This window comes from Paenibacillus sp. MY03 (assembly GCF_002165585.1).
Classification (GTDB): Bacteria; Bacillota; Bacilli; order Paenibacillales; family Paenibacillaceae; genus Pristimantibacillus; species Pristimantibacillus agaridevorans.
The window spans coordinates 124,955-150,355 of record NZ_MXQD01000021.1 but is presented as its reverse complement, the minus strand read 5'-3'; the positions used below and the strand labels follow the sequence as shown (position 1 = coordinate 150,355).

Below are 25,401 nucleotides of genomic sequence, written 5' to 3'. Positions count from 1 at the left end.
CACGAGTCCAAGGTACTGTCCCTGTTCCCCGGGCAGCCTTTATAAAGGTTGTTCAAAAAGTCCGCTTCCCATTACGAAGTCATCCTAGAAGCTTACTCGACGTCGAATATTGAATTCAGCCGAACCTAAGCGGATGCTTTCGAAGTATGTTTCCTCCGGAAACATTGCAGGTGCTCACGTAGCCTCCACTACGCTCCGCTCCTCAGGTTCTAGCTTCATCCAATCTTCTCGGTACTGATAACCGAACCTTTTGAACACGCATTTATAGTAAAGGAGGAGTAGCAGTGAATAAGATCTACTATGTTGCGGTTAATGGCGATGACATCAACGACGGTTTGAGCTTGGAACGCCCGTTTCGTACGATCGACAGAGCGGCGCAAGCAATGGAAGCCGGAGACATAAGCTACATTCGGGAGGGCACTTACAGGGAGACGGTGGTGCCTCCCCGCAGCGGCAGGGAAGACGCCCCCATTCGTTTCGAAGCATACGGGAACGAAAGGGTAGTCGTCAGCGGCTGCGACGAGGTGACCGAGTGGACGCGGCACGAAGGAAACGTGTACAAGGCGAAGCCGGATTGGGATTTGGGTGACGGCAGCGAAACGCTTGTCTTTTTTGATGAGGAGCTTGGCATGGAGGCGCAGTGGCCGAAAATCCGGGATCGGCTGGATCGCTCGCAGTATGCGCGCGTCGGCGCGGCGACCAGCGGGATGACGAACAGCACGATTTTTGATGAAAAATTGCAAGCGTTTCTGGACGGCCACTGGGACGGGGCGATGGTCGCCTGCGTCAACGGGGTAGGCTACTTTATGTCCACGGCCAAAGTTACCGGCTTTGCCGCCGGCACGCTGCATCACGAGCAATGGGTCAGCTCGGCCGACCATTATTTTACGAAACCGGGGGATCTGTATTTTATTACCCGGACGCTGCGGGCGCTTGATACGGAGAAAGAATGGTACTACGACTCCGCGGAAGGGATGCTGTATGCGATGGCTCCCGAAGGCAAGCTGCCTCCTCAATGCGTGATCGAGGTCAAGCGTCGCGAATATGCGTTTGATCTGCGGCATAAGGAGCACATTCATATTATCGGCGTGGATTGCAGGGGAGCCGGCATTACGACGGAGGAAGCCAGCCAATGCCTGATTCGGAAATCGCGAATTTACGGCATGGACCGTTCCTTCGGTTACCGCCAGTCGATTTACGGAAGGACGCGAGGCATTGCGCTGGGCGGAGAGGGCAATAGGCTCCGCGACTGCGAGATCTCCCATTTCGAAGGAAACGGCATCTCGATATCGGGCGCGCGCAACTCTGTGCACAATTGCTACATTCATGACGGCAACTTCGAGGCGTCGTATGCGAGCATGATCTGGATGACGGGAGCCGAACACCGGGTTTCCCGTTGTACGATTACGAGGGGCGGCCGAACGTCGATCTCCGGCGTATTCTCGCGATCGACGATCGAATATTGCGATATTTCCTTCGCTAACGCGCTGACGAAGGATTCGGGCATGATCTATTTGTTCAACCATGACTTTGATGGGACGCAAATTCACCATAACTGGCTGCACGACAATTTGTCCGACCATCTAAGCTTCGGTTTTTACATGGATGCCTGGACGAGCGGCATCAGCTTCTTCCGCAACGTTATCTGGAACATTCCCGAACGGGGCATGGTGCTCAATCGGCCCATCCAGCGGACGCTGATTTACAACAATACGTTTTATCGCAAGGCGATCGCCGATTCGTCCGTATTTTGCCTGGACGACATGTACGGTACCCATATGGCGAACAATTTGTTCGCGGACGGGGAGATTCGCCGCTGGGGCGGCCACAGCGTCGTCTCGCATAACCGCTTTGACGCCGACCCGTTCGTCGATGCGGAGAGCGGGGATTTCCGGCTGCGCGCGGACTCGCCGGTCATCGGTCAAGGCATCCTGATCCCCGGGGTGACGGACGGTTATCGGGGAATGGCGCCGGATCCCGGCGCGTACGAGTTCGGGGGAGAGGAGTGGGTGCCCGGGCACAGCTTCGAGTCTGCCGAGACGCATGACCAGTCCGTCCGCGCAGGCGAGTTCGATCCGCACGAGCATGACCAGACTGCCAGTGCAAGCGAGTTCGATCCGCTCGAGCATGGCCAGGCTGCCCGAGCAAGCGAGTTCGACCTGCTCGAGTATGGTCAGACCGCCTCTGCAGGCGAATTCGTTCCGTTGGAGCATGAAAGCCTGCTGCGCAACGGCGGATTCGAGTCGGGTTCGCTTGCGCCATGGACGGCTGCTGGCGGGACGCCTCGCCTTGTGTTCGAATGCGCCTGGGATTACAGCAAAAACGGCGGTTATCCGACGGTCGTCCGCAGCAACAGGTACGCGGCTGTTCTTGGACCCGGCGAGCGGATCGAGCAACGGGTAGCAGGACTGAAGCCGAATACGTCCTACATTTTCTTTGCCGGCATCAAGTCGGGAGGCGAATATCGCCAGGCGATCGAATATGCCGAAACAAACGGCGGAAGCCAGTGGGAGCGGGAGCCGGACGGCACGCCGGCGATTTATCGGGACGTCCGATACGTTGGCCCGATGCGTCCGAAGGAATGGATCAAGCTGGAAAATATCGATTTTGGCGCCGCGGGCCAGTACGATAATGTATCCATCGGGTTAAACAAAGTGATTGGCCCGGTAACGGTGGAGGTCCGCATCGGCGGTCCCGATGGCGAATTGATAGGCGCTGTCGCGCAGCAGACTCCGTACGACGCGGTTTGGCGTTATTTCGGGGCGCCGCTGGGTTCCGTGGCGGGGGTGCACGACGTATATTTGGTCCTGTCCGGCGAAGGACAATGTCTGCTGCACAATATCGTGTTTCACAACACCTTCCGGGCGGGGACGGCAAGGATGTCCGTCCATGGGCACGACGGCTCCATAGGGGAACTGGTTGTCAACCGCTGGAATTGGGAGAGCACGCTGTCGGAGCTGCATTTTACGACCGGTCCCGAAACGTCGTCTGTGACGGTGGCGATCGAAAATATCGGCGCGCTTGCGGTTATCGGAATGCCGGCACAACGAATATATGCCGACGACTGCGGCTTATGGGAGCAGCCGCAATTAAGCAGGACGATGGGGTCCGAACGATAAAGACCGGAAGATAGAGACCGAACGATAGGGAGAAGGAGGCGGAAAACATGAACGACGGCAATCGGACGCACGAGCCGGAGCTGCCGGGTATCGCAGCCTCGGAGAGCTGGCCCGCGCCGGCTTGGGCGCTGCAGGAGAGGGCGATTCTCGAGAAGCTGAACATGGCCGCGACGGAATATGTAGCTCGTTACACTCGGGCGGACGGCACGCTGATCTGGCGGGAAGAGTGGCCCGGCATGGACGGCTCCGACGACCCGTACGAAGCGTTTATGAATTTGTCTTTGCTGTATGCGCTGGGGGGAAACGAAGAGGTCGGGCGGCTGTCCCGGCTTATGTGGGAAACGATTACGTGGCAGTGGACGCAATACGGGCAAATTCATCGCGAGTTCGACGCCTATTACGACTGGATGCATCATGGGGAAGGGTATTTGTATTTTTATTTCCTTGGATTCTCCGATCCGCAATCTCTCAAGCTGAAGCAAAGAGCGGTTCGCTTTGCCGGGATGTACACCGGAGATGATCCGGAGGCGCCGAATTACGACCGCGAGAAACGACTGATGCGCTCCCCTATTACGGGAAGCCGGGGGCCAAGGTTCGAGATGACGGCGGAGGATTGGGTGACGCATCGGGAGATTTTGGACGATTATCTGGCCCCGTTCGAGGACATCCCCGGCGTCGACTTTGCCAGCGGGAAGTGCCATTGGTCGGACGATGGCATCTACGGGCATATCATCCGTTTGATGAACGAACGTCAGGCCAAGGGCGACGTGCCGCTTAACCTTAACGCGACGGGACTGCTGGCGCATACTTACATGTTGACCGGCGACGAAACGCTGCGCCAGCAGGTACAGGATTATTTGAGCGCCTGGGAAGAGCGGACGGAGCGCAACGGCGGTCTGATCCCCGACAATATCGGCTTGTCCGGGGAAATCGGCGAATACAACGACGGCAAATGGTGGGGCGGTTATTACGGCTGGCGTTGGCCGCATGGCTACGCGACGATCATCGAGCCGGTCTTTAACGCATGCGCCAACGCGCTGCTGCTAACCGGGGACCGGAAATGGCTGAAGCTGGCGCGGGCCGTCATAGACAAGCAGTGGAGTCTCGGACGGTGGCGGGACAGCGTTTGGGAGGCGCCCCATCGCCATTGCGATGAGGGATGGACGGATTGGCGTCCGTTTAACGCGCTGCATCCGGTTCATCTGTGGTATTTGTCCAGGGAGCAGGAGGACCTGGAGCGCGTCCGACGCATCCCGATTCCGGACGTTTTGCAGCGGATCGATCTGCCGTCGAATTCCGGGAGAAATCCGGTGACCGGCAAGGAAACGAAACATTTTATCGGAAATACGATTCCCTGGTTCTTGTTCATGCAAGGCGAATACGAGGGATATCCGGAGCTGATTCTGCAAGCAGGCCAAACGTTGATCGACCGGCAGTTGGACAAAATGCGTTCGTCCGCCGGCGACCCGTTAAGCTGGAACTGGGAAAATCCGCTAAGCATTCATGCTTGGCAGGAGTTTTGTCCGCTCTACTTCGAAGGGCTGCTGCAGCTTATGCTGGGCGCGCCCATGCATATTTCCCATGGCGGCTTGCAGCATGCCAGCGTCCGTTATTATGACGGGGAAAAGTGCCGGCCCGGCCTGCCGGAAGGCGTAGCGGCGTTGGTCGACAGGCTGGAAGGTTCGACTCTCGATGTGACGCTCATCAATACGGATGCCTCCGCCGCCCGGGAAACCGTTATCCAGGCGGGCTCCTTCGGAGAGCATCGGTTTATCGAAGCGGTTGCGTTTAATTGCGACGGGCAGGAGGTTGGGGCCCTGCCGCTGCAGGATAAATGGCTTCGCGTCACGCTCAGTCCCGGCAGCGGATTAAAGCTGCGTCTGACGATGGAGAGGTACGTTAATCGGCCAAGCTACGCGACGCCTTGGTTCGATCCGGCGGTTGATGTCCGCCCGATTATGCCTAGATCGGGGGATTAGCGAAAGGAGAGAAAGACGAATGCTGGAAATTCGCGCTTATACGGAAGTGCTGCTGACCCATCCGATGGTGGCGGCGGGGCCTGTCCCGAGCGCCCAGGATCCGGATGGGGTGTATCCCTATGAGAGTTATGCGGAAACAAGCCGCCGCCCCGTCCTGAAGTCGTATCGATTCGTAACTTTGGAGAACGATCGCCTTAAGGCGACCATTTGTCCGGACCTCGGCGGCAAAGTGTACTCCCTGATTCATTCCGCGTCGGGCAAGGAGACGCTTTACGCCATTCCCGCGGTTCGGCCCGTGCGTATATTGCCCCGGCAATTTTTTATTGGCGGAGGGATCGAGGTCAGCTTTCCGATCTCCCATACTCCCGTGCAAATCGTGCCCGTTCTTTACCGGACGATGGAGACGGAGGATCGGATATTCGTCTGGTGCGGAGAACGGGAAACCCGGTTCGGCATGCATTGGACTGTGGAGTATTCGCTCGGCCGGAACGACGATTTCCTGACTCAGCGCACCCGATTCTATAATCCGACGTCCGAAGCGCATCCCTGGATGTCTTGGTCCAATGCGGGAGTGCCTGCCCGCGCGGATACCGAATTCCTGTTTCCGAACGGGCCCGTGCTTGCTCACGGCGATCGGATGGAGAAGTTGGATTGGGCGAAGGACGGGCCAAAAAGTCAGCGTGACATCGACCGGATGACCGGCTATTTCTGGCGGGAGCCGGACTGCCAGGCATTTGGCGTATACACGCCAAGCCTGGGGAGCGGTCTGTACCACGCAGCCGATCGTCGGTCGATGCCCGGCATCAAGCTCTGGTCGGATGGCGTCGGCAAGCACGAGGCGTGGGTTTCCCAATATTCGCTGGACGGGGAGCAATGTCTGGAAATTCAGGCCGGTCCGATTATGGATCAATCGATCAAACAGGAACTGGCTCCGGGCGAGTCGCATCATCATATCGAATTTTGGATTCCGACAGATCGGCGGCTTGATATTTATCAACTGGCGGTTCCCGAGGTTGAGCTGCCGGAAGTCGACCAAATTCCCTTGTTCGGCTTTGCCCGCGGCGAGGAAACGGAAATATGGGAGCAGGTGGCGGAGGCATGGCGCGCAAACAGGCCCGAGCTTCTGCCGCCGCCGCCGGTGATTGACGACAACCGTTGGGCCATCTCCGGTTATGAGGAACTGGAGGCGGCGCTTCGATTCGCGGCGGCAAGCCGGCCCGACCAGGAGAGCGCTTGGCGAATGCAGCTAGGCGCATGGTATGCGGGCAAAGACCGGATTGACGAGGCGCTTGCGGAGCTTGCGGCATCGGGGGAGGATCGGGCATGGGCGCTTGCCGCCCGGTTGTATCGGCGCAATAAGGGAGATCATGCGAAGGCTGCCGAGTGTTATCGGTCAATCCGTTCGCAAGCGTTTGCCTTGCATCCCCAAGTGACCTATGAGCGGGATTTGGCGTTATCCGGGATCGGTTCGCAAACATTGGCTGAGAGGGAGTATTGGCTGGCGCGGACAAGCGCCCTGCAGGATGAATGGCTGGCGGAACGCCGTGCCGCATGGCTTGCGGATTCGGGAAGGTTCGAAGAAGCAAAACGTTTGCTTGCGGGGACGGCATTTCAACTGATCCACCAGCGTTACGCCCGCACGAAGCTGTGGCGCCGGATTATGGAGGGGCTTGGCGAGCCGGAACGCGAGGCGCCTGCTTTTCTGGGCGAGGACGATTTGTTCGAATTCGGCGCATATAGGGAATATGGGGAGGATTAAGCCATGTATACGGATACGCATGTGCATCTGTGGAAGCTGGACAGAGGGGACTATCACTGGCTCAAGCCGGAGAATGCGGCGTTGTACCGGGATTTCTCGCCCGATATGCTGCGGCCGCTTCTCGAAGCGAACCAAGTGGATGAGGTCATCCTTGTCCAGGCCGCTGCAACGTTGGCCGAAACCGAATATATGCTTGGGCTGGCCGAGCGTTATGACTTTATCGCCGGTGTGATCAGCGGACTGAATCCGCTTGAAGACGGATTTCAATCCGATTACGGACGGGTAAAGGGGCGAAGGAAGCTGCTCGGATTCCGATGGAACGGTACTTTCTTTCATGCGGAATCGGCCGATACGCCCGTTAAGCCGGGCCTTCTGGCAGCCATGCGGCTGCTGGAGGCGGACGGTTACGTGGCGGAGATTCTCGTTCAGCCCGGCGATTTGCCGCATATTACTCCGTACGCAGAGCTGGTTCCGGAGCTGGCCATCGTCCTTAACCATTTGGGCGGACCGGGCAAGGCGGCCGTGCAGGAAGGGAGCATGGAGCCTTGGCTGGGGCAAATATCCGAAATAGCCGCGTTTCCGAACGTAAACTGCAAAATATCGGGAACGATCACGTTGGCCGAAGGTTTCCACCCGGAGAAGCTGACGAAACACGCGGCGCATTTGTTCGAGACTTTCGGTTCGAAGCGGCTGCTGTTCGGCAGCGATTGGCCCGTTGCGCTGCTTGGCGGGAGCTACGGGGAGGTCGTTCGGCTGTTCGAGCGGCTGCTGCCGGACGGGCTTGCGGAGGAGGAGCGGGACGCCGTGCGATTTCGTAACGCGCAGAGGATATACAAGCTGGACTGCTGGGAGGGTGCAGAATGAAGCGATGGATGTTCCGTGCGCTGTGGAAGGATGGGCAGACTCGCGAAGAAGCGTGGGCGCAAGCTCATGCGTCGGCGCTGGATGCGCATCTGGAAAGCCGGAATGTGTCCGTCTGCCACTGGTTTGCCGGTGCAGGCGGACTTTATATTTATGCCGAGACGGAAGAGGATGAGGAGCCGTCCGTCATTCCCCGCGATATAGCCCGGCAATTTCTGCAGATGTGGCCCGGCTTTCCGGAGTCGAAGCCGGCGGCGCTGATGATGGACGTCTTTCACGATGGAGAACCCGCAAGCATGGACAATTGGCGCGGCAGTCGGCCGGTAGAGCGCCGCGTCGGTTCGCTGGCGCGGTTAAAGCCGGAGATGTACAGCAGCTATGTCTTTTATCACTACCAAATGCAGGAGGAGCGCCCCTCCGGATTTAACCAGACGTACAGGATCGGGGCGCACGAAAATGTGCTGTTCTCCTACTTCGAGCTTCCGGCTACCCTGGAATATCCGAAGCGGGAAGCGCGCCTGAAGACGAATCATACGCCGCAAGATTGGCATGCCGTCATGTTGCCGCACTTTATTCCGTGGGAAGCAGAGGGCGAAGAGGCTGAGCCTGCGTTGTGGCGCGAATTGCAATTGATCTACCAATACGAGCGTGCGGATTGACCGCATTTGCCCGAAAAAAGGTTATTGTCATCCTTAGAGCAACGGTCTATAATGTGGATATGAAGCGTTAACTTCGGAAATCACCATAATATGGTGCCTAAACTTCGGAAAAGGATAGATATGATGGAGACGATTCGCACTCAGATTCGCAAAATGTTCGACGGCTTGACGGCAGGCCAGCGGAAAGTTGCAAAGTTCCTGCTGGAGGACCCGGGCCGGATCGCGACCCTGTCTGCCAAGGAAGTAGGCGCCCGCACCGACACGAGCGAGACGACCGTGATCCGCTTTAGCGTCGAGGTTGGCTATACCGGCTACGGCATGCTGCAGAAGGAAATTCAGAACGCGCTGGTGCAGGAGCGCAAAAACGCCAATCCGATCGGCAGTCTGGGCGAGGCGGCCGCAGGCGAGCCGGAAGATCCTGCGGCCTACATCGCATATCGCAGGAGTCTGAATGCGGCGAACGTGGAGCGGTCGCTGACGGAGCTAAGTCCTGCGGCGCTGGAGCAAGCCGTCGAGCGCATCCGCTCGGCCTCGCACATTGCGGTCATCGGCTTGCGGGCTTCGTTTGCCCCGGCTCATTGGCTTACGTACTCGCTAAATATCCTTCGAGGCAATGTCGTCCTCTACCACGGCGGCATGGAGGATGGCAATGCCTTGCTGTCCAGGGTACAGCCCGGCTGGCTTGTGATAGCGCTTTCTTTTCCCCGTTATATGCGGGAGACGCATGAGTTCGCGAAAGAAGCCAAGCGGCGCTCCGCGCAAATTCTCGCGATCACCGACCGCGAGTTGTCTCCGCTGGGATTGATGGCGGATCAACTGCTGAAGGTAGAGGTCGAGCCGCCGGTTACGCTGCAGGGGATGCCGGCCGTCTTCTCGCTGCTTAACACGCTGACCGGCTTTTTGACCGTACGCGACCGCGAGCGGGTGCAGCAGCGGCTTGCGCAGGAGCAGGCGATCGGGGAGCGCTCCTTTTATTTTGTAAATCCGTTGGATACAGATTGATGGTTCGGGCCCGGCTCAAGGCCGGCGCCCGCGATTGGAGGAATGGATCATGGAGCGGTTGACGTATCGCTCAGTAACGGATTTCGAGGAGCTGCGGGAGCTGTCGGAGCTTCAAGGCACCGCATGGCCGATGGACATGTTTACTTCCGCCGTCCAGATGAAAGCGGCCGTGCAGCATGGCGGATCGGTTATAGCCGCGTACGAAGGAGAGAGAGCCGCCGGTTTCTGCTACGGCTTCGCGGCATTCGATGGCAAGGAGCCGTACTTGCATTCGCACATGATGGTTGTGCATCCCGATTACCGCGATCAAGGAGCGGGTACCCGCCTCAAGCAGGAGCAGCGGCTGTGGGCGATCGAACGCGGTTATTCCGCGATTACGTGGACCTACGATCCGTTTCAGCTTCGCAATGGTTATCTGAACTTGTGCAAGCTCGGAGGAACAGTGGGCGTCTACATGCCGGCCGTATACGGCGTCGACCAGGCAGGCGACCCGAGCGATCGTTTCCTCATCCGCTGGGAACTGATGTCTCCTCGTGTACGCGCGGCTGTTCGGGGCGAGCCTGCGTCAGATACGCGTTGGCCGGATTATGCGAAGTTGATCAAAAAGGCGGGGAAGCCGGGCAACAGACAGCCAGCGTGGGATTCCGTCCACGGAGGTTATTTGCTGGCCGTGCCTCGGGACGCCGCGGAGATCAAGAAGCGAAGTCCGGAGACGATCGTCGCATGGAAGCGGCAGCTGCGCAAGCTGTGCCAAGAGGCGTTCAGCCGCAGCTACCGCATCGTCGGCCTGCTTCCCGGAGATGCGGAAGTCGACTACTACGTGCTGGAAGGAGAGACTTAAACGTTGAACTCTTCCGAATGGACCGAACGTATTGAGCGCTGGCTGGCCGACCATGCCGGGGAAATCGAGCGGATGTATGCGGAATTGCATGAGCTGGCGGAAATCAGCTGGCAGGAGTACCGTACTACCGCCTACATTTGCGAGCGGTTAGGCGAGATCGGCATGGAAGTCCGGACGTTCGCCGGACATACGGGAGCCATCGGTGTTTGGAGCGGTCCGGCCGGCGGCCGCAGCATCGCGCTGCGCGCCGATATGGACGCGCTCTGGCAGCCGGTGGACGGACAGTGGCGAGCCAATCACTCATGCGGTCACGATGCGCATATGACGATGGTATACTCCGCCGTCCGTTGTCTGAAGGAGATCGGATATACGGTGCCGGCCGGCGAGATTATGGCGGTGTTTCAGCCGGCCGAGGAACCGGCGGAGGGGGCGAAGGCGCTTCTGCGGTCGGGCCAGCTGGACACCGTGGACTGCATGCTCGGCATCCATCTGCGGCCGCAAAAAGAGCTGGCAAACGGGCAGGCTTCGGCCGGGATTTACCATGGCGGCGTCGCGAACGTGCACGGCCGGATTCGCGGCCGGCAGGCCCATGCGGCCCGGCCCGAAGACGGCATCAACGCGCTCGAGACGCTCGCCGCGATCGTGACGGCCGTCCGAGCCATCCGGGCGGACCAGGAGGCTGGCGGCTCTTGCAAGGTAACGCTGGCAAAGGTGCCGAACGAAAGCGTCAACGTCATTCCGGACGAGGCGGAGTTCTCGGTCGATATCCGCGCCACGTCGTCCGAAGAGCTGGAGCGGCTTATGGAGCGCGTCCGGCAGATCGCGGCGGAGATCGGAGCGGCCGACGGGGCAGAGGTAACGACCGACGGGGCGATCAAGGCTGCGCCCGCTACTCCGAATGCCGAAATGGAGCGCATTGTCGGCGAAGCCATCGTCGAGACGTTAGGCGAAAAGGGTCTGGCCGCTCCCGTCGTCACGCCGGGGGCGGAGGATTTTCATTTTTACACCATGGAACGCAAGTCGCTCCAGGCGACGATGATCGGACTCGGCTGCGGATTAGCGCCGGGGCTGCATCATCCGGAGATGAGCTTTGATCATGGAGCGATGCGCAAGGGCGCGGCGATTATGGCCTTGTCCGCGATTAAGTTATTGGAGGAGAGACGGCAGCGATGAAAATCAGGAGCGTCACGTTAAGACATATGAGCATGCCTTTGCTGAACCCGTTTACGACCAGCTTCGGCACGTTAAAGGATCGGGAGTTTATTGCCGTGGAGGTGACGGATGCGGAAGGAAGATCCGGCTGGGGAGAGTCGGTCGCCTTCGTCGAACCTTCTTATAATGAAGAAACGCTCAAGGGCAACTGGCATCTGCTGGAGAAGTTTCTGATTCCTTTGGTAAGCGCGGCGGAGATCGGGCATCCGACCGAGTTGGCGGAGAGGTTTGCTCCCATCCGCGGCAACCGGATGGCCAAGGCGGCGCTCGAGACCGCTTGCTGGGATCTGTATGCCAAGCGCCAGGGCTTGCCGCTTGCGACTGCCATCGGCGCGACAAAGACCTCGATCGAGGTTGGGGTCAGCATCAGCATTATGGCTACGCTGGACCAACTGCTGGAGACGATCGAGCATCGGCTCCAGGCCGGCTACAAGAGGATGAAGATCAAGATCAAGCCCGGTTGGGATGTCGATATCGTCGACGGCGTGCGACGGAAGTATCCCGATATTGCGCTGATGGTGGACGCCAACTCGGCCTATACGCTTGCCGATGCGGATCATCTGCGGCGTTTGGACGATTATAATCTGATGATGATCGAACAACCGCTGGCGCATGACGATCTTGTCGACCATCGCGAGCTGCAGCGGCAGATGCGTACGCCGATCTGTCTGGACGAGAGCATCCATTCGGCCGACGACGCGCGCAAAGCGATCGAACTGGGCAGCTGCCGGATTATCAATATCAAAACAGGCCGCGTCGGAGGGCTGACGGAAGCTATCAAGCTGCATGACCTGTGCGAGGAGCGGCAAATTCCGGTATGGTGCGGCGGCATGTTCGAATCGGGCATCGGCCGGGCCCATAATATCGCGCTGTCGGCGCTAAGCAACTTCACTTTGCCCGGAGATACGGCAGCTTCGTCGAATTATTGGGAAGAGGATATCGTCGATCCTGCCGTAATCATGCGTGACGGCCGGATCGAAGTGCCGCAAGACCCGGGCATCGGCTATAACGTAAATCTGGAGCGTCTTGCCAAATATACGCTGCATCGGGAAGTCTTCAAGTAAAGCCAACATACCATTCGAGGGGGCGAACGGCATGTTTTCCAAAGGCGATCATAAGACAGACCTCATTAAATCGGTTATTATTTTTGCGACATTGACCGTTATCGTAATCGGCGCTTTCGGATTCTATTTATTTTCCAACTCTCAGGCTTTGGTGGCCAAGGAGGTATCACGCGACAGCCTGTACCGGCTTCAGCACGTACGCGATTATTTGGAGACGACCGTTCTCAAGCGCTACGAGGAGCTGTTTCAGGATAAAGTGGTCTCCACCGCTTTCCAAAAATACGACGGGTTGGGCTTGCTGCTGGACGACTCGAACGGCAGTTTGGGTTACCGGTTTCTTGTTCTGCACAATGACATTCAAAATGCCAAGCTGGCGCAAGAGGGATTGTCCAATATAACCGTACATTTTCTGAAAACGGGATATACCGTCGATTCCCAGTATATTTACGAGAAACCCGGAAACTCCAAGGATGCCGGATTTATCGGCGAACTGAGCCAATTCCCGCTAAATCGCTGGACGGTACGCGACGGCGGCGAGGGCAAACGGGTGATGACCTACTTGCAGTCGCTGCCTTACGGATCCTCGCACGACAATGCCAAGGGTTATCTGTATCTGGACGTCAGTCTCGATTATGTGACCGGGCTGCTTGGCGGGATGTTGAGCTCCAAAGAGGAACGTTTCTATATCGTCGATGAGGACGGCAAGACGCTGCTGACGAACTCGGGACAGGCGGCGGCCGGATTTGACGGCTCAAATGAGCTGGCGGGGACGGCCACGTCGGTGACCGTGAGGGAAGAAGCGGGCCGAACAACGGTATGGGCGTATTCTCCCGCCAGCTTGTCCAGGTTCGGCTGGGGATTTTACGTAGCTCGGCCGCTGGATTCGCTGCTGATTGAATCGAAGAAGCTGCAGCATAATTTGTTTGTCGCCTCCATTGTAGCCGCCGTCGCCGGTCTGGCGATTTCGTTGCTTATGTCCAGGCGGGTATACGTGCCGCTAAAAAAAATGATGAGCAATCTTCAGACGCTTCATCGCAGTTTGGAGAAGACGCGGCTGCTGAAGCTGATTCATGGAGATACGGAGGAGGCCGGATCGTATTCGTTCGCGGAACGGTCGCAGTTTGCCGTGGCGTATATCCGGCTGCGCTCCGGAGAGCTGGACCTTGGGACGCTCGGCCAACAGTTCCACAACAAACCGTTCCAGTGGGACGCTTTGGCCGTCTCTCGGGAGGAGGCGGTTGTGTTGTTCGTGCTGGAGCCGGAGGAACAGGGCACGGACGCGACAGTCAAGGAGACGCTGCGATCGCTGCAAGAGGAGTTAAGCGGCGTCTGCGAGTTCTCCGCCGGATACGGGCGTTCGACGGATAGGCTAGCCCTTGTTTCCGAATCGTTTAGCGAGGCGAAGCACGCGGCCAGATACGAGTTTCTGTTCGGACCTTCCGCCGTTGTCGGTTTTCACGAGGTCGAGGCTCGCCGCAATGCGCTGGAGGATATGAACTTCGAACGCTTCGAGAAGGGGATTCACGCACAAGATATGCAAGCGGTTTCAACATACCTGGAAGAGTTCGAACGTACTTTGATCGACGGAGGCTGCGGCATCGAGACGGCGGAATGGGCGTTGATGCAGCTTAGCGTGTGCATGCGCCGCATGGCGCTTCATTATCGGTTGTCCGATCGGCTGGAAATTCCCGACATGTCCCGGACGCTTAAAGAAGGCACGCTGGGAGAAGGGCTGGAACGGATCAAGGTCGACGTGAGGCAGATGATCGCCTGGCTGAGCAGCGACGCTCCTCACGCTCATGCCGAGACGATCAACGTCATTCAGCGTTATATTCATGAGCATTTGCATGAAGATATTTCGTTGGATGGGGTGGCCGAGCTGGTATCTTTCTCTCCTTCCTACATCTCCAAGCTGTTTGCCGAAGTGCTGCATATGCCGTTTATCGAGTATTTGAGCCGCGCTCGGCTGGAGCTTGCGGCGGAGTTGCTGCGGGACGGCCAAGAATCGGTGACGCGGATCGCCGAACGGGCCGGGTACAGCAACGTCCAATATTTTTGCACGAAGTTTAAGGCGAAATACGAAGTGACGCCCAACCAATACCGCAAGCTTACGCGGGCGGCAGCGGTTCAGACCGAGGTCGTCTAACAACCCATATCAGGATGATTTGGCGGCTTTCCGGGAGGAAAGCCGCTTTTATGCTTCAAATTATACAAAATGACATGAATCTGAACTGGATTCGATAGGGGTTCGCTTCTAAAATGAGGGCAGGCCATACGAAATGCGGCAACAAAATTTACAGAAATGGAGACTTGCTCTATGGCATCCTTGACAAGGAACAGGAAGCTGACGGCTGAAAGTAGATGGAAGCGCTACAAAAAGCATAAGTACCTGTTTATTTTGCTGCTCCCGGCTTTGATCTGGTATTCGGTTTTTCAATATGCTCCTCTGTATGGCGTGCAACTGGCGTTTAAGGATTTTCGCGTATTGGAAGGGATTAACGGAAGCCCCTGGGTAGGATTTAAGCACTTCGAGGTTATGTTTACCTCGACCAGCCAGTTTTGGAGAGTATTTCGCAATACGGTAGTCATCAGTCTGTATCACATCATTTTCGGATTTCCCGCTGCTATCGTTCTGGCGCTCATTTTTAACGAGATCAGGGGAAAAGTGTTTAAAAGGGTTACGCAATCGATCAGCTATTTGCCGCATTTTCTCTCATGGGTCATTCTTGCGGGTTTGTTCGGCACGATTCTGTCGCCAAGCACGGGGATCGTCAACTACATTCTTACGATGCTCGGGCTCGATACGATCTACTTTCTGGGCGATCCCGACTACTTCAGATTCACCTTGGTGACCACGAGTATTTGGAAAGAGGTCGGCTGGGGTACGATTATCTATTTGGCTGCGTTGGCGTCGATCAATCCGAATCTGTACGAAGCGGCAAGCATCGACGGAGCCGGCCGCTGGAAGCAAACGCTGCATATTACGCTGCCCTCCATTTTACCGGTCATCTGCATCATGTTTATTTTTCAGATCAGCGGCATTTTGGATGCGGGCTTCGACCAGATATTGAATCTGTATCATCCTGCTGTATATGAAGTTGCGGATATTCTGGATACGTACGTGTTCAGGGTCGGTCTGTCTCAAATGCAGTACAGTTTGACGACGGCAGTCGGCTTGTTTAAAAACGTGATCGCTCTCCTCCTGGTTTTGGGAACCGATTACTTAATTAAAAAAGCGGGCCAGGAAGGGCTTTTCTAAGGAGGCTATACGATGTTTTCACGCATGACAATCGGCGAAAAATGGTTTCAAGTGTTCGCGGTAATGTTTATTGCCGGATTAAGCGTTCTGTTTGTGTATCCCTTCATCCACGTGCTGTCGATCTCGCTCAGCACGCCGTCGGAAGCGATTCGGCCTGGACTCCATTTGTTTCCTCAGGAATTTTCCTTGGAGGCATATCGGAAAGCGGTTTCATCTACGCAAATCTGGTACGGCTTCCGCAATACGATATTCCGGACGGTTGTCGGCACGGTGCTATCGGTTGTCGTGATGGTCATGGCCGCATATCCTTTGTCCAAAAAATATTTGCCGGATCGTCGTTTCTACACGTTGTTTATCGTGATGACGATGTTTTTCAGCGGCGGCCTTATTCCGTCCTATATGCTGATCAAAAGTCTGGGACTGTACGATTCCATGCTCGTCTACATCATCCCGAGCCTATTCGTTACGTTCTCGCTTCTGATCTTGCGCAACTTCTTTATCGGCATTCCCCAGGAGCTGGAGGATTCGGCCCGGATGGACGGAGCCAACGATATTCGCATTCTGTTCTCCGTCGTGCTGCCGCTGTCGGCGCCGATCATCGCGACGATTACGCTGTGGTCCGCGGTCCGCTACTGGAACGAATGGTTTCAGGCGTTGATCTACATTCAGGACCAGACCAAAATCGTGCTGCAGATCTATCTGCGCAGACTGGTCGTGGAAAATCAGGACATGGAGCTGCGAATGCTGATGTCCCAGCAGCCGGGTCAGGAAACCGTGACGCCGGAGACGGTCAAAGCTGCCGTGCTTATGATCATTACGGGGCCGATTATCATTGTTTATCCGTTCCTGCAAAAGTATTTCGTTAAGGGAGTCATGATCGGTTCCTTAAAGGAGTAGCAGGGCAAATGCAAGCGGCGGAAAAATTTGCTTAAAGCTTGTTCGAAAAGAACCGGACTTTTTGAATGAGTCCTGCCAGCAATTTTTCATAGATGAGGATTGATAAAAAGGGAGGAAACAGGTGTGAAAAAGAGCGTTAAATGGAAAGTTCTAACGGCAGTGCTTGCTGTCATTATGCTGCTCTCGGCGTGCACGAACGGAGGGGGCAATAACAAACCTTCTACCGGCGGCGAGACGTCTGCTCCGTCGGGAACGGCTTCGTCCGCTCCAACCGAGCAGGCAGAGGAGCCGATCAATCTGCTTTGGCTGAGCTTTGATCCGCCAGAAGGCGACGAGACGCCGGTTCAGAAGTTTTTGGAGGAACGTTTTAACGTAAAAATAGAGAACATGCGCGTAGACCGTACCAGCTGGACGGAGCATCTGAACATTCGACTTGCAACGGGAGAGGTTCCCGATCTGTTCTTCTTGTGGTCGCAAGGGGAAATTCTGGATTACTCCAATCAGGGCCTGCTGGCCGAGCTGCCGATCGATCTCATCAGGGAGAAGATGCCTAAATACGCGGCATCCGTCGACGAGATGGATCCTAGCATCTGGGACCTGGCTGTCGTAGACGGCAAAAACTTCGCGATTCCGCTCTACTGGCTGGAAGGGCTTACGCCGTTCATGCCTGCTTACAACGGCGATTGGCTTAAGGCGGCCGGCTTCGACAAAGCGCCGGAGACGCTGGAAGAGTTCGAGAAAGTGGTCTATTACTTCGCGAAAAACGATCCCGACAAAAACGGCAAAGCGGATACGATAGGTTATTCGGGCAGCGGCAAGGACTCTCTGGCAACGCTGGCGTTCAACTCCGTCTACTCGGCATACGGAACAAGTCCCGGCGCCTGGTTAAAAGCCGAAGACGGCAGCCTGGTCAATGCGATGGTAACCGAGCGTACTCGCGAGGCGCTTAAAGTGCTTAATAAGTGGTACAAGGACGGCGTTATCGACAAGGAGTTCCTGACGACAGATTACGCCAAAACCCGTCAGGATCTGGCCAACAGAAGATCCGGCATTATCGACAGAGGCATGTGGAACAGCTATTCGATCGCCATCGGACCGGAATTCAAGGGACAAAATCCGGATACGGAGCTGGTTGTAGGCAAGCCGCTGGTCGGTCCTTACGGAGACAATGCCGGCTTCTCATGGGGTGTCAAAAACAACTTCGTCGGGATGGGCGCGCAGGTAGCGAAGGATCCGAAGAAAATGGATAAACTGTTCGAAATTTTGGAAGCGATGGTTTCGGATGAAGAGGTTTATAAAATGACGTACTTTGGCGTTGAGGGAGAGCACTATGATCTCGTTGATGGTGTTCCGACGCCTAAGGAACAGTACGTAAACGTGACGGAGCGAGGAGCAAAGGTCGGAGCAAGCAGCTATTACAACATTTTCGGCACCAAGTCCAGCTACATGTCGCAATTCGATCTGTCGAAGGAGCAGGCCGCATTTAAGAAACAGACCACGGAAGGTGTCCCGGCCTTTAGCAGCCTGCTTACGTTTATCGTTCCGGAAACGTCCCAATACCCGGACTTGAACCGGATTCGCGACGAACACCTGATCAAGTTTATTATCGGCGAGATTAATCTGGACCAAGGCTTCGACGACTTCGTCAAGCTGTGGAATTCGTCCGGAGGAGAGGCTCTGACCAAGGCGGTCAACGATCGTTACGCCGCATTGCAGCAATGAATATATTAAATGAGACGGGCTGCGCCGCCGACATGCAGCTCCGCGAGGAGATCGCGGAGCGCTGCCGGCAGCAGCTAAAGAAGCTGGCGAACGCGAGAAGCCGGGCCGCGAGCCAGGAAGAGTGGGACAGCTTGCGCCGACCGTTGCTGGATACGATTAGAGCCGCGTTCCCCTCCTTTATGTACGACAGGGAGCCGATTACTTCGCGGGTAGTAAGCCGTCATCACTTTGGCGACTATCGGGTGGAGAACGTCATCTTTGAATCCTATCCGGGCTGGGAGGTCAATGGAACGGTATATCTGCCCACGCAGCCGGGCCCTTATCCGGGCGTCGTCTGCCCGACGGGGCACAGCTGCAAGACGGGTGAAAGCTATCAGATTTCCGCGCAGATTTTCGCGCGCAACGGCTACGCGGCAATCTCTTTCGACCCGCCGGGCGTGGCCGGAGAGATCGGCCATCTCAACAATCATTTTACCAACGGGCTGATCGGCTACCTGACGGGCATCTGGAGCAACACGCATTTTGTCCTGGATGCGATCCGCTGCATCGATTATTTGGAAACCCGCGACGATATCGATTTTAGCTCGGGCGGCGTGGCGATGACCGGCGTATCCGGCGGCGGCGCGACAACGATCTATGCTTCGCTGCTCGACGAGCGCGTCCGTTTTCTGGCGCCAGTCTGTTGTCTGAACGAGCATGAATCCTTGCATTTGACGGACTGGTATACGAGCTGTCCCGAGCAGTTGGGTACGGGACTGATCGCGCACGGCATCGATTTTACGGATTTGATCGCGCTTCAGGCGCCGAAGCCGTGCTTGATCGTCGGCGGCCGGGAGGACGATCTGTTCGACTACCGCAACACCCAGCGTTTGTATCACGACGCGGCGGACATCTATCGACTGTATGGCCGAGAGAGCGAGCTGGGATTGTTTCTGGACGATTGCGGCCACGCTTATTCGGTCAACATGGCTAACGTTGTGGTGAGCTGGATGAACCGCGTGTTTAAGCCGGAGACTCCGCCGCTCGCTCTGAGCCGCGAGGATCTGACGGTCCAGGAGCCGGGGCTGCTGCATTGTCATCCGTCCAATGAGGTCAACATGTATACGATCAACAGGGATGAGGGCAGGCGGCTTTTGGAAAGGCGTGCCGTGCCGCAAGGAGAAGCCGGCCAGGCGTACCTGCGGGAGCGGCTGCGGCTAACGTTAGGACTGGAGGAGTCGGACTTTCCTCGCGAGGCCGACGAGTCAGATTGGAGCTTGCGGGCCAGGGTGCAGGAGCAGAAGCCTGCCGGCGCTTACCAGTTCCGCGCCGTCAGCCTGCGAACGACGTCGGCGAGCGAGGTGCCGGGCCTGTTTATGCGAAGGACCAGACCTTCCGGCGTCGGCCCGAAGGCGGATGCGTCCGGCCGGCTGCCGGCTGTGCTGATGATCGACGAGGGGGGCAAATGGGACGGCTTCCGCAGCTTCGGCCCTCTGACGGCGCTTGGAGAATCGCTGGTGTACAGCATTGACGTCAGCGGTTTCGGGGAGCTTGCGCCTCGCCCGGTCTGGCATGATGTAGCCCCCTGGTGCGACATCGAGCGGACGCTTACGTATCTCTCCGTCGCTGCTGACCGATCGATCATGGGCCTTCGGGTGCGGGATGCCCTGCACGCTTGGCATTACATGCGCTCGCTGCCGGAGGTCGACCCGAATCGACTTGTTCTTGCGGGCAAAGGGCTCGGAGCGACGGTGGCGCTGCTGACATCCATGCTTATCGGCCCATTCCACAAGCTGGTATTATGGGACTCGTTGCTTAACTATCAGGCGCTGACCGAGGAATTTCCGTTCGTCTGGAAACAAAGCGTCGTCGTGCCGGATATTTTGCGGCACTTTGACCTGCAGGATCTGCTGCGGAACGCTCCTTGCGTTGACAAGACGGTTATCAACCCGCTTAACGCTGCCCGGGAGTTTGCCGACCTGGCGCATGCGAGCGCGCTATATCCGGAGGATGTGCGGATTTGCGCCGGCCTGGAAGAGAACAAGGCAAGAGATGCCTTTGTGCAAGCGATACTGGCTGAGTAATCGTAATAGATCTATAGCCACAATAAAACAAGTAGCGATCAGGTGAAATCTCCTGGTCGCTTTTTTAAATTATTGGAAAGTATAAGTTTTCTCCATACTTGACCTATAATTCTCGGAATGAAACGCGCTGCGCCGCCAAAGGACGGCGACAGCCGTTTCACCTTGTATTTCTCTCATTTACTGCAAATACCCCTGTCATGAACTGAATGTTCCCATGGTTTTTGATCGAAAACAAGATTATATAATGAATTCAGCAGGATAGAAGGAGTTGTTGGAATGTGATTCGCGGAGCGATGAAGGAAAAAGGTTTTGATACGTTTAGCAAAGGGAAATTCGGGAATGCGGGACAGAACATATATGTGTCACAAAAAGGCGTTATTCAGCGAATTCACCAGTTTGATGTAAACGGGGATGGCTTTATCGATTTGCCGTTTGCCAATTCCCACGATGACAGCTTGCGGGTTCCCGCCTATGTGTATGTTGATCCGCTTAATGGGGAAGAAAGAATCGAAATTCCGACGGAAGGCGCTTATACAGGGGCTGTCGGCGATCTGAACAATGACGGATACGACGATCTTGTTATCGGTAATCAGTATGACGGCGCATCCAATTACACCTATGCTCAAATTTATTATGGTTCGCCGCAAGGGTACAGCACGAAACGGATGCTTAATCTATGGGCGCCATCGTGCAAGAGTACTACAATTGGAGATTTTAATGGGGATGGGCGCAAGGACATCGCATTTGTCAGCTTCGAGAAGCTGCGTCTGTTTTATCAGGATGAGCGAGGATTTAAAACGAAAGGATTCATCGATGTTGAACTGGATCATTCCATAGATACGATCGTTTCGGCCGATCTGGATGGGGACGGTTTCGACGATCTGATCGTTCGGACGAATAATAGCGAGATCGTTATTTATTGGGGGGGAACCGATGGCATTCAGGCAGAACGCCGTACATGGCTGGACCCTGCTTTGACAGGGAATGACGCGATCGAAGCAAGCATTGACAGTGCGGCAAGCGGAGCCGGCGGCGGAAGCCTGTTTGTTTACAATGTATCCCAAGCTATTCGGCTAAAAGTGCTGCAATGGAGAGGAGCTCCGCATATCTTCGTATGCCGCGGGGAACAATCCGTATTCATTCCCATCGATATGAACCGGAGCGTTGGCCAGCCGCTTGTACTCGATAGCGGCAAAGTGACAAGCGCGGCGATCGGCGATGTAAGAGGAACCGGCAGCGAAGATATTATACTCGCATCCCGGCAGCCGGATCGGGACGGGGCGGAGAAATCATGGATCTATTGGGATACGGCAGCGGGATACTCCAACGAAAATCGAACCTCATTCACGACGAAAAGCGCTTACGACATTGAAATAGCGGACTTGAGCGGCAATGGTTATGGAGATATCATCGTATGCCAGGATAAGACGGAAACGATGTACACGCATGAATCGGTTATTTACCGAGGATCAGAGGCTGGCTTGGAAGAGACGCCGCTGCGGTTTGAAACGCATTGCGCTGTAGGTGTATTCGTCGCTCGAACGATGGACAGCGCGAATCCGCAAGTTATTTTCCTTAATCACATGTCCAATCGCATTTTGGGAGATGTGCCTTCTTCTATTTATTTGGGCGGACCGGACGGCTTCTCCCCTGAGCGAAAGCTTGAATTGACCGGCTGGGCAGCGACAGAGCTGCGAATTTGCGACTTTAATGACGATGGATTCGCGGATGTGTTTATGACCAACAGCAACGAGAACGCGCTGCATATGGATAATGGTTCATTCGTCTTCTACAACGGTCCAGACGGATTTTGTCCGGATCAAAAAGTGGAGCTGCCGACCAAACATTCGATGAGCAGCTGCTGCGCGGATCTTAACCGGGACGGGTGGCTTGATCTTATTGTCGTCGGACACAACAACGACGAATTGTTAATCTTTTACGGCTCGGAGAACGGGTTTGTCGACGAACCGGCGCGCATTCCGTTAGTGATTGACGGCGTTGTCTACAGACAGCCGAGATTTATGACTCTTGCGGACTTAAATAATGACGGTTGGCTGGATCTTGTCATACCAGACTGTGGAGCAACCGATGATTTGCTCATCCTGTGGGGCGGGCCGGATGGATTTGATTTAAATCGGCGCACCTTACTGCCGGAAGGATCGGGAATCAGCTCGCGCGCTGCGGATTTAAATGGCAATGGCTGGCTGGACCTAATTGTAGGCGGTTACAAAGGGCCGGACGCCGGCGATCCTTACAGCACTTTTGTTTACATTTACTGGGGCGGGCCCGACGGGTATTCCAATGACAGAAGGACGGAGCTGCCGGCGCACTTCGCCGCGGATCTCGCGATAGCGGATTTTAACAATGACGGCATTCTTGACATATTTGTCGCTTGCTATCATGGCACTCGAACCCGCGATATCGACTCGTATATTTATTGGGGGGAGCCGGACGGAACCTATTCGGTGGACAAGCGGACGCGACTATTCGGTCATTCCGTCGCCGGCGTGCTGGCTGCCGATTTCAATGAGGACGGCTATGTCGATTTGGCGATGGCCAACCATAAGACATTCGGGAATCATCCGGGCATGTCCTTTGTATGGTGGAACGGTCCGAATGGATTTAACGAGCATAACCGGACGGAATTGCCTACGAAAGGACCGCACGGAATGACGCATTCGGACATTGGCAACATGATGGATCGCGGTCCCGAAGAGTACTATGAATCTCGCCCTGTCGAACTGCCGACAGACTGCGTCATAACCGGAATCGATTGGCTTGCGGCCATACCGGTGAAGACGTGGGTGAAAGCGCAAATCCGAACCGCTGCGAATGAAGAAGCGCTGAAGGAGGCGAACTGGTATGGCATCGATGGAGAGGGAAGCTGGTTCGAGAGGGGCGGCAAGTGGTCCGCAGGCAAACATGCGGGCAACTGGGTACAATATCGATTAGCTCTTGGAGCCGTCAATAGCGGCGGCACTCCCCGTATTAGCGAAGTGACCCTTGATTATGAATCGCAGGCGCAAAAGCATCAGAACAATCACGAATGAGGAGGGGATCCACATCGAACAAACTGCGAAAGCGATAAAAACGGATGCCGGTCTAAAGAACAACCTCCGCAAAAAGAAATGGAAAACATTTGCCCAGCAATACCAGCTCATACTGATGTCTGTGCCGTTTGTCGGCATATTGGCTCTATTTTGTTATTTGCCCTTATGGGGCTGGATTATGGCTTTTCAGAAATATTCCATAGGGAAGGGCATCTTCGGCAGTGAATTCGTTGGATTCGATCAGTTTGTAAAACTGTTCAACGATGATTGGTTTTATACCGTTCTTCGAAATACGTTAGCGATGAGTTTGATGCATCTGATTACGAGCTTCGCAGGAGCGATTGGTTTGGCGCTTTTACTTAATGAAGTGAGGTCGAGATTGTTCAAACGAACGATTCAAACGATTACGTATATTCCGCATTTCGTCTCCTGGGTCGTGATTGCAAGCATCGTTACGCTTGTTCTGTCTCCGGATTTCGGGCCGCTTAATGAGCTGCTGATCTGGCTTGGCATTGTAGATGAGCCGGTATTTTTTCTATCCAAGGAAAAATGGTTTTGGGTCATTCATACGATGGCCGGCTTTTGGAAGGAGCTAGGCTGGAGCACGATTATTTATTTGGCGGTGCTGGCCGGAGTGGATCCCGCGCTCTATGAAGCCGCCGATGTGGACGGAGCGGGACGTTTCCGCAAAATGATTCATATATCTTTGCCCGGACTTATGCCGACTGCCAGCATTTTGCTTATTTTGAACACGGGTTACTTGATCGCGACCGGCTATGAATCACAGATGCTGCTCGGCAACAATCTGGTCATGGAGTATTCTCAGGTGCTTGACTTGTATGCGCTCAATTACTCCATGCAAATCGGGGATTATTCTTACGGGGTCGCGATTAGCATGTTCAAATCAGTAGTGAGCATCGTACTGGTATTGCTCGTCAATTCTTGGGCCAAGCGGATTGGCCAGTCTACCGTTCTGTAGTGAAGGAGGCACAAAATGAGAAGCAGAACTAAAGTCGGGGACAGCATATTTAACGTTTTCAACAATACGCTGCTGCTGCTGCTGGGCATAGCGACATTGTATCCTTTTTTGAATCTATTGGCTGTCTCCTTGAATCAGTCGCTCGATACGATGCGCGGCGGAATCTATTTATGGCCGCGAGATTTTACGCTCGACAATTATCGCCTTATATTCAGCAATGACCGTTTATTCGATTCCGCCGCTCTCTCCGTATTGCGAACATTGATTGGAACCGGATTGTCTGTCATATGCACAATTATGGTTGCTTACGCATTAAGCCGCAGAGAGTATATGCTTCGCAAATCGCTCAATGCCATCATTGTGGTCAGTATGTACGTAAACGGCGGGATCATTCCGATCTATTTGATGATCAAAAATTTGGGATTGACCAATACGTTCGCGGTTTACATTATTCCCGGTCTGATCGGCGCGTTTAACGTGATGATTATGCGGAGCTACTTTGACCAGCTGCCTGACGGGCTTGTTGAATCGGCCAAGCTGGACGGAGCAAATGAATGGCAAACCTTATTCCGCGTTGTTATGCCGATCAGTCTTCCTGTCATTGCAACCATTACTTTGTTTATATCCGTCGGACATTGGAATTCCTGGACCGATAATTTCTTGTACAACAGCAAAGAAAGCTTGACGCTGCTGCAATATCAACTCATGCAGATTCTAATGCAGACAACCGAGCAAGTTTCCGGCGGTATCGGGTCCGGAACCGACGACGCTATATTGAATTTTACAACGCCGCAGTCAATCCGGGCTACGATGTCGATGGTTGTCACGCTTCCCATTCTATTCGTGTATCCATTTTTGCAGAAGTATTTCATTAAAGGCATGACGCTTGGCGCTATGAAGGAATGATATCTTTGGGGGAAACCCGATGATATAAT

General features: G+C 55.4%; 17 protein-coding genes. All 17 read left to right on the top strand.

The genetic code is table 11. The features are described 5' to 3' along the window. Window positions 1–284 precede the first annotated feature (284 nt). A complete protein-coding gene (locus tag B1748_RS19570; RefSeq protein WP_087569627.1) occupies window positions 285–3,119 on the top strand; it encodes a right-handed parallel beta-helix repeat-containing protein in 2,835 nt (944 codons plus the stop codon). Between the two features lie 47 nt (window positions 3,120–3,166). After that, window positions 3,167–5,098 carry a DUF8034 domain-containing protein gene (locus tag B1748_RS19565; protein WP_087569626.1) on the top strand — a complete coding sequence of 644 codons (1,932 nt, stop codon included), beginning with the start codon at window positions 3,167–3,169 and terminating at the stop codon, window positions 5,096–5,098. A gap of 19 nt (window positions 5,099–5,117) precedes the next feature. Beyond that, complete coding sequence (locus B1748_RS19560) at window positions 5,118–6,857, top strand: DUF5107 domain-containing protein (RefSeq protein WP_087569625.1); 1,740 nt, start codon at window positions 5,118–5,120, stop codon at window positions 6,855–6,857. Window positions 6,858–6,860: 3 nt separating this feature from the next. Then, window positions 6,861–7,721 carry an amidohydrolase family protein gene (locus tag B1748_RS19555; RefSeq protein WP_087569624.1) on the top strand — a complete coding sequence of 287 codons (861 nt, stop codon included), beginning with the start codon at window positions 6,861–6,863 and terminating at the stop codon, window positions 7,719–7,721. Further along, a complete protein-coding gene (locus tag B1748_RS19550) occupies window positions 7,718–8,377 on the top strand; it encodes an L-rhamnose mutarotase (protein ID WP_087569623.1) in 660 nt (219 codons plus the stop codon). The genes B1748_RS19555 and B1748_RS19550 overlap by 4 nt, the downstream gene beginning before the upstream one ends. Window positions 8,378–8,497: 120 nt before the next feature. Then, complete coding sequence (locus B1748_RS19545; protein ID WP_179215683.1) at window positions 8,498–9,379, top strand: MurR/RpiR family transcriptional regulator; 882 nt, start codon at window positions 8,498–8,500, stop codon at window positions 9,377–9,379. 49 nt (window positions 9,380–9,428) lie between these two features. Then, window positions 9,429–10,220 carry a GNAT family N-acetyltransferase gene (locus B1748_RS19540; RefSeq protein WP_087569621.1) on the top strand — a complete coding sequence of 264 codons (792 nt, stop codon included), beginning with the start codon at window positions 9,429–9,431 and terminating at the stop codon, window positions 10,218–10,220. A 3-nt stretch (window positions 10,221–10,223) separates the two neighbouring features. Continuing rightward, complete coding sequence (locus tag B1748_RS19535) at window positions 10,224–11,393, top strand: amidohydrolase (RefSeq protein ID WP_087569620.1); 1,170 nt, start codon at window positions 10,224–10,226, stop codon at window positions 11,391–11,393. Next, window positions 11,390–12,496: an o-succinylbenzoate synthase gene (menC, locus tag B1748_RS19530; protein WP_087569619.1), complete on the top strand. Its 1,107-nt coding sequence runs from the start codon at window positions 11,390–11,392 to the stop codon at window positions 12,494–12,496. Before B1748_RS19535 ends, menC begins: the two co-directional genes overlap by 4 nt. Window positions 12,497–12,527: 31 nt before the next feature. Further along, a complete protein-coding gene (locus B1748_RS19525; RefSeq protein ID WP_087569618.1) occupies window positions 12,528–14,642 on the top strand; it encodes a helix-turn-helix domain-containing protein in 2,115 nt (704 codons plus the stop codon). Between the two features lie 171 nt (window positions 14,643–14,813). Continuing rightward, window positions 14,814–15,755 carry an ABC transporter permease gene (locus B1748_RS19520; RefSeq protein WP_218781644.1) on the top strand — a complete coding sequence of 314 codons (942 nt, stop codon included), beginning with the start codon at window positions 14,814–14,816 and terminating at the stop codon, window positions 15,753–15,755. Window positions 15,756–15,767: 12 nt separating this feature from the next. After that, entirely contained in the window at window positions 15,768–16,652 is an 885-nt protein-coding gene (locus tag B1748_RS19515; RefSeq protein WP_087569616.1) for a carbohydrate ABC transporter permease, read from the top strand. Window positions 16,653–16,775: 123 nt separating this feature from the next. Next, window positions 16,776–18,374 carry an extracellular solute-binding protein gene (locus B1748_RS19510; RefSeq protein ID WP_087569615.1) on the top strand — a complete coding sequence of 533 codons (1,599 nt, stop codon included), beginning with the start codon at window positions 16,776–16,778 and terminating at the stop codon, window positions 18,372–18,374. Continuing rightward, window positions 18,371–20,437 (top strand): alpha/beta hydrolase family protein, encoded by a 2,067-nt coding sequence (locus B1748_RS19505; RefSeq protein WP_087569614.1) that lies wholly within the window; start codon window positions 18,371–18,373, stop codon window positions 20,435–20,437. The genes B1748_RS19510 and B1748_RS19505 overlap by 4 nt, the downstream gene beginning before the upstream one ends. Window positions 20,438–20,715: 278 nt before the next feature. Then, on the top strand, window positions 20,716–23,487 hold the full coding sequence (locus tag B1748_RS19500) for an FG-GAP-like repeat-containing protein (RefSeq protein ID WP_087569613.1): 2,772 nt from the start codon (window positions 20,716–20,718) through the stop codon (window positions 23,485–23,487). After that, complete coding sequence (locus B1748_RS19495) at window positions 23,447–24,466, top strand: ABC transporter permease (RefSeq protein WP_087569612.1); 1,020 nt, start codon at window positions 23,447–23,449, stop codon at window positions 24,464–24,466. Before B1748_RS19500 ends, B1748_RS19495 begins: the two co-directional genes overlap by 41 nt. 15 nt (window positions 24,467–24,481) lie before the next feature. Further along, window positions 24,482–25,372, top strand: coding sequence for a carbohydrate ABC transporter permease (locus tag B1748_RS19490; RefSeq protein ID WP_087569611.1), 891 nt, complete (start codon window positions 24,482–24,484; stop codon window positions 25,370–25,372). The last annotated feature ends 29 nt before the right edge of the window (window positions 25,373–25,401 follow it).

Bases quoted from the DNA above. Each gene is read 5' to 3' on its own strand.
- B1748_RS19565 (WP_087569626.1), top strand. From the start codon at position 3,167: ATGAACGACGGCAATCGGACGCACGAGCCGGAGCTGCCGGGTATCGCA.
- B1748_RS19505 (WP_087569614.1), top strand. From the start codon at position 18,371: ATGAATATATTAAATGAGACGGGCTGCGCCGCCGACATGCAGCTCCGC.
- B1748_RS19555 (WP_087569624.1), top strand. From the start codon at position 6,861: ATGTATACGGATACGCATGTGCATCTGTGGAAGCTGGACAGAGGGGAC.
- B1748_RS19560 (WP_087569625.1), top strand. From the start codon at position 5,118: ATGCTGGAAATTCGCGCTTATACGGAAGTGCTGCTGACCCATCCGATG.
- B1748_RS19550 (WP_087569623.1), top strand. From the start codon at position 7,718: ATGAAGCGATGGATGTTCCGTGCGCTGTGGAAGGATGGGCAGACTCGC.
- B1748_RS19520 (WP_218781644.1), top strand. From the start codon at position 14,814: ATGGCATCCTTGACAAGGAACAGGAAGCTGACGGCTGAAAGTAGATGG.
- menC (WP_087569619.1), top strand. From the start codon at position 11,390: ATGAAAATCAGGAGCGTCACGTTAAGACATATGAGCATGCCTTTGCTG.
- B1748_RS19525 (WP_087569618.1), top strand. From the start codon at position 12,528: ATGTTTTCCAAAGGCGATCATAAGACAGACCTCATTAAATCGGTTATT.
- B1748_RS19515 (WP_087569616.1), top strand. From the start codon at position 15,768: ATGTTTTCACGCATGACAATCGGCGAAAAATGGTTTCAAGTGTTCGCG.
- B1748_RS19545 (WP_179215683.1), top strand. From the start codon at position 8,498: ATGATGGAGACGATTCGCACTCAGATTCGCAAAATGTTCGACGGCTTG.
- B1748_RS19540 (WP_087569621.1), top strand. From the start codon at position 9,429: ATGGAGCGGTTGACGTATCGCTCAGTAACGGATTTCGAGGAGCTGCGG.
- B1748_RS19495 (WP_087569612.1), top strand. From the start codon at position 23,447: ATGAATCGCAGGCGCAAAAGCATCAGAACAATCACGAATGAGGAGGGG.
- B1748_RS19490 (WP_087569611.1), top strand. From the start codon at position 24,482: ATGAGAAGCAGAACTAAAGTCGGGGACAGCATATTTAACGTTTTCAAC.